This is a genomic window from Mycobacterium gordonae, assembly GCF_002101675.1.
GTDB classification, from domain to species: domain Bacteria; phylum Actinomycetota; class Actinomycetes; order Mycobacteriales; family Mycobacteriaceae; genus Mycobacterium; species Mycobacterium gordonae.
Genome location: NZ_LQOY01000232.1, coordinates 1 through 4,021 on the forward strand (window position 1 = coordinate 1; position 4,021 = coordinate 4,021).

Below are 4,021 nucleotides of genomic sequence, written 5' to 3' on the forward strand. Positions count from 1 at the left end.
CGGCGGCACTGACCGCCTAAACCACCAAGTCGAAGAATCACACGACGACGTCGTACACCACGTCCCTGGACTTGACCTTCTCCCCTGCCGCGTAACACTCGGAAAGATGGCAAACGACATGTGCCACAGTCGGGAGCAGGCGGAGCAGGTCAAGGCTAGGTTGGCCGAGTGGCTGGCGCCACCAATGGTCGGGACGACGGCACTGACTGAGCGGCACCGCCCGCAGACCGCCGGCATCAAGCGAATGGCTCGGCCGTATAACCACGCGCTGACCGTCGCATATCTCTGCCCCACCTGTGAGAATTGAGCTGACAAGGCAGCTAGAGACGGATAGGTCCCTTTGTGAGCACCGATGGCCGCGAGCCTGACGACGAGGCCGGCGCGGAGTTCCTGAACGGCTTCGTCGATAGGTTGATTCTCGGGGGCGGGCGTGTGGACATGGGCCGCCGGCGCTCCGAAACCCACCCAGTTGCGCCACCATAGCATGTAGTACAACTATGTAGTACATTATTGGTATGAGTGAAGTACCTCTCCGAATGCTCAACCAAGAGACGGCAAAGGTCTTGGCCCGCGTCAAGCGTGGCGAAGAGATCACGCTTACTGAGCGCGGGGAAGTCATCGCCCGAATAATCCCCGCTACCGCCGGCCCACTGGATGCGTTGATCACTGCCGGCAGAGTGCAACCGGCGACGCTGGCCGGCCCAGCCCCGCGGCCGACCGTTCCGATGCACGACAATCTCGACGCCGGCGCGCTATTGCAACGTCTGCGCGCCGAGGAAAGGTATTAGCCGGTGATCTACCTGGATACCTCGGCTCTGGTCAAGCTGATCCGGATCGAAGTCGAATCTGATGCTCTAGCTGACTGGCTCGATGAACGCACCGAAACACGTTGGATAACATCTGCCTTGGCTGAAGTGGAGCTCCCCAGAGCCATCCGCGCAGTCGCCCCAAATGGCTTATCTGCTGTCCCCTCTGTGCTGGCCAGACTGGATCGGTTCGAAATCGACCAGGTCATCCGCGCCACCGCGGCCGCCTACCCCGATCCGGCGCTGCGCTCGCTCGATGCGATACACCTGGCCACCGCTCAAATCGCCGCATCCACAGCACCATTGACCGCCATGGTCGCCTATGACAGTCGACTCAGCGACGCCGCCCGTGCCCTCGGGATAACGATTGTCACACCTGGAAGAAACTCATGAACGGCTCAGGAGGAGAACACATGTCAGCACGTTTCTATGATGAGACCGTTTTTCAAGCGTGGCAGCGCGGTGTAGAGATCGCCGGTCCCCGATGGTTCGCCGACGGCCAGACTTCCCCGGACAGCGCGACCAGCAAGTGGGATCTCTCGCCGAGGGTCGACGAGATCCGATCAGCTATCGGATGGCTGTCCTCGGGCGAAGCGATGTTCCTTGCGGCGATGGTGAGCTTTTACAACTCTGAGCCCGGCGGCGAACTCTTGCGATCACTTGGCGCAAATGGCCTCAGCGACATTGCTGCCAGCCTCGACGAATCACGCCGACAAGTCATCGCCGACCTGCCCCTTGCCTACGCCGGCTGGTGAAAACCTCGCCGGCCGTCACTCCCACGGCTTCCCGCTACAACCCGCCGCAAAGGACAACCCATGGCTGACCTGCCAACTCGTCCCGAACTATTCGAGAACGCCCGCGCCTGCATCGACGAAGTGAGATCAGCGCTCAGCGCGGCGCGCGACTGGCTGCGCTCGGACTGGCAGCTCCTGGGCACACCACTGACTAAGGAGGCCGGCCAAGCTCGGGTGGCCATTTTGGAATCGATCGGCGAGGCCAAGGACCTCATCGACGCGATGAAGCGCACTGCAGCCTCGATGAAGCGGCGCAGCACGGCGTTGCGAGCGCGCGGCAGAAACGCCAGGCGACCGCGCTGTCTGGTGCGCCGCGCAGCGCGATGAACCGCCCGCCTTGCCCGCCGCGACCCGTTGCCGACCTGGTGGCCGGATGTGAACGGGCGCTGGCTCGAAGATGGTGGAAGATGGTGACCGCAAGACATCGTGCGTTGCGTGGTGGACCGCCCGTCACGCCTCAATCACGAACTTTGCGACTGGGCGCGCGCACCAACACTTCATGCTCGGCATCATGGGTGGCCGCTTCAGGCGCCAGGCGTGTTCGGCAGCCGACCGTCATACCCGCCGACGAGCGGTCGCCCGGCCACGATGTGCGCGACTCGGGCGACCGGTCCCAATCACCAAGCAAACGTCCTCTCCCGAGGCTTCGGGGTGCGTCATCCGCTTGCCCCGCATGTCGACATCCGTTGCTGCGCGGCTAGCGGCCACGCCAGTCAAATGTCGATTCCCGCTGCGGTGCCTACCTCAAAATCCCGGCAATCCCGGCAGGGTGAAACCACCGCCCGCGCCGGTGGAAGCGCCGCTCCCAGCGCCGCCCGGACCGGTCAAACCGCCCGACGTGCCAGTACCGAAGCCGCCGCCATTGTCGTTGAAAGCACCGGACCCGCCGGTCGACGCCCTGCCCCCACCGATCGGGGTGGACACTCCACCAGACCCGCCGCCCCCAACTGTGATCCCTGGGTCTGGCTCATCCGCCCAGGCAGCGCCCGCGCTGGCTATCGGGATGAGCCCGGCGGCCAAAGCTGCACCTGCGGCCATGCCGAGCTTGATCGTGATACCGCGGCGTCGTGTCTTGCAAGTCATGTTCCCCTCCGAATTCATGGATCATTAGATGATCGCGTTATGATCGGCGCACTTGTCGTGCGTTGCACAGTCACTTAGGTGGTAATGGGGCTCACCTCCATTCCCACAACTGGATTCCCACAACTGGTGATAGCAATGCCACCAGCTGTATGAACTTTGGCTATGCAATGCAGCTTAGCTACTACAGAAAGTGAGCGTCAAGCCAATTGGGCTACCTTGTTTGCAAAGTGATTCATATTCATAAATTCAGTGTTTCAGTAGACACTGACTTCCACACCTACAATCGTATATTGCAGCAGTTCAACAACCATGTACTGGTGTACTGACATGCGCCAATTCGCGTCTGCGTACTTACTGATATCGAGCACAACGTGAATCATTCAGGCCAGAGTCTGACTTGATTACGATTATCAGAGTTTCAAGGTGCCAGCAAACTAGACTTACTCGGTTGGTGCCCGATATCTGCAGAAACCTTTCTTCCTAGAATTCAGTATCGCTGTTGGCCAAAAATCGCTCCCTGCGTAGTCCGATCAGCAGTCACACCTCGCCGCGTGCACCTAGACCGTCCCCAACACAGGGCCTCAGCAGACGCCCGCCGGCAACTCATCGCCGACGACGCGCGAGGGGTGCCGCGCCTCACCTTGGGCCCAAGTGCAGGACCCCTCATTGATCCGCGTACTGATATGCAGATCTACTGAAACGCACCCGAAGAGGGGATCGCCGCAATGAGCACCGGCCGCAGCCGCATCGAATCGAGCGCCGCACCGTCCCACAGAAACACCGCGGCTGCCACCCCGCCCTCACCTACAGGCACCGGGCCGACCGAACGCCTCATGACCATCCGGTAGACAGGCGACCAACGAACACGCCGAACCGTCGACCTATCACTTGGCACACACCCGGGTCTTGACATCTGGCAGCGAGATGCCGCCGACCGCCTCGGACTCGCAGGATGCAGGCGGAAATAACCGGATTCTTCTCTGGACAAGCTCGACGCAATCCACGCCGTCCTGCATCGCTTCCCCGTGTACAAGCCGATCATCGCCGCGGTCAACGGCACTTGCGTGGCGGGCGGATTCGAGATGTTGAGCTCCACCGACATCCGAGTGGCCGTGCCCGACGCACGATTCGCGGTGATGGAGCCGAAGCGCGGTCTTTTCGCAGTGTCTTGCCCGTGAGGACACTCGCGGCGGCAAGGGCACCGCCGATCGTGACGTAATGACTTAGGGCCGGTCCACGCGGCAGAGGTGTGAGGTGTTGACGACGGGGTGGGTTCTACTCAACGTCGCAACACCGACGGATCACTCGAGACTAACAGGGCAGCGAATAGATCGGCGG

General features: G+C 61.7%; 7 protein-coding genes. 5 read left to right on the forward strand and 2 right to left on the reverse strand.

Features of this window, described 5'->3' with window-relative positions; translation table 11 throughout:
• The first annotated feature begins 515 nt into the window (after positions 1 to 515).
• From AWC08_RS29650 to AWC08_RS29665, 4 genes are read left to right on the forward strand one after another with little or no spacing between them, the layout of a single operon-like run.
• Entirely contained in the window at positions 516 to 788 is a 273-nt protein-coding gene (locus AWC08_RS29650; protein ID WP_033711258.1) for a type II toxin-antitoxin system Phd/YefM family antitoxin, read from the forward strand.
• Positions 789 to 791: 3 nt separating this feature from the next.
• Entirely contained in the window at positions 792 to 1,199 is a 408-nt protein-coding gene (locus AWC08_RS29655; protein WP_007168487.1) for a type II toxin-antitoxin system VapC family toxin, read from the forward strand.
• A gap of 20 nt (positions 1,200 to 1,219) precedes the next feature.
• Positions 1,220 to 1,561 (forward strand): hypothetical protein, encoded by a 342-nt coding sequence (locus AWC08_RS29660; RefSeq protein WP_007168486.1) that lies wholly within the window; start codon positions 1,220 to 1,222, stop codon positions 1,559 to 1,561.
• A 60-nt stretch (positions 1,562 to 1,621) separates the two neighbouring features.
• The gene (locus AWC08_RS29665; protein ID WP_007168485.1) at positions 1,622 to 1,927 is read left to right on the forward strand and encodes a hypothetical protein; all 306 of its coding nucleotides are present in this window, start codon (positions 1,622 to 1,624) and stop codon (positions 1,925 to 1,927) included.
• A 417-nt stretch (positions 1,928 to 2,344) separates the two neighbouring features.
• Here AWC08_RS29665 and AWC08_RS29670 read toward each other — a convergent pair whose 3' ends face one another.
• Both AWC08_RS29670 and AWC08_RS36850 read right to left on the reverse strand, forming a co-directional pair.
• Positions 2,345 to 2,683, reverse strand: coding sequence for a hypothetical protein (locus AWC08_RS29670; RefSeq protein WP_080691075.1), 339 nt, complete (start codon positions 2,681 to 2,683; stop codon positions 2,345 to 2,347).
• 691 nt (positions 2,684 to 3,374) lie between these two features.
• A complete protein-coding gene (locus AWC08_RS36850) occupies positions 3,375 to 3,518 on the reverse strand; it encodes a hypothetical protein (RefSeq protein WP_155250266.1) in 144 nt (47 codons plus the stop codon).
• A 190-nt stretch (positions 3,519 to 3,708) separates the two neighbouring features.
• On the opposite strand from AWC08_RS36850, the gene AWC08_RS39265 reads away from it, so the two are divergent.
• Entirely contained in the window at positions 3,709 to 3,861 is a 153-nt protein-coding gene (locus tag AWC08_RS39265; RefSeq protein ID WP_007168480.1) for an enoyl-CoA hydratase-related protein, read from the forward strand.
• The last annotated feature ends 160 nt before the right edge of the window (positions 3,862 to 4,021 follow it).

Excerpts from the sequence above, each read along its gene's own strand:
- AWC08_RS29660 (WP_007168486.1), top strand. The coding sequence starts at position 1,220 with ATGTCAGCACGTTTCTATGATGAGACCGTTTTTCAAGCGTGGCAGCGC.
- AWC08_RS29650 (WP_033711258.1), top strand. The coding sequence starts at position 516 with ATGAGTGAAGTACCTCTCCGAATGCTCAACCAAGAGACGGCAAAGGTC.
- AWC08_RS29670 (WP_080691075.1), bottom strand. The coding sequence starts at position 2,683 with ATGACTTGCAAGACACGACGCCGCGGTATCACGATCAAGCTCGGCATG.
- AWC08_RS36850 (WP_155250266.1), bottom strand. The coding sequence starts at position 3,518 with ATGAGGCGTTCGGTCGGCCCGGTGCCTGTAGGTGAGGGCGGGGTGGCA.
- AWC08_RS29665 (WP_007168485.1), top strand. The coding sequence starts at position 1,622 with ATGGCTGACCTGCCAACTCGTCCCGAACTATTCGAGAACGCCCGCGCC.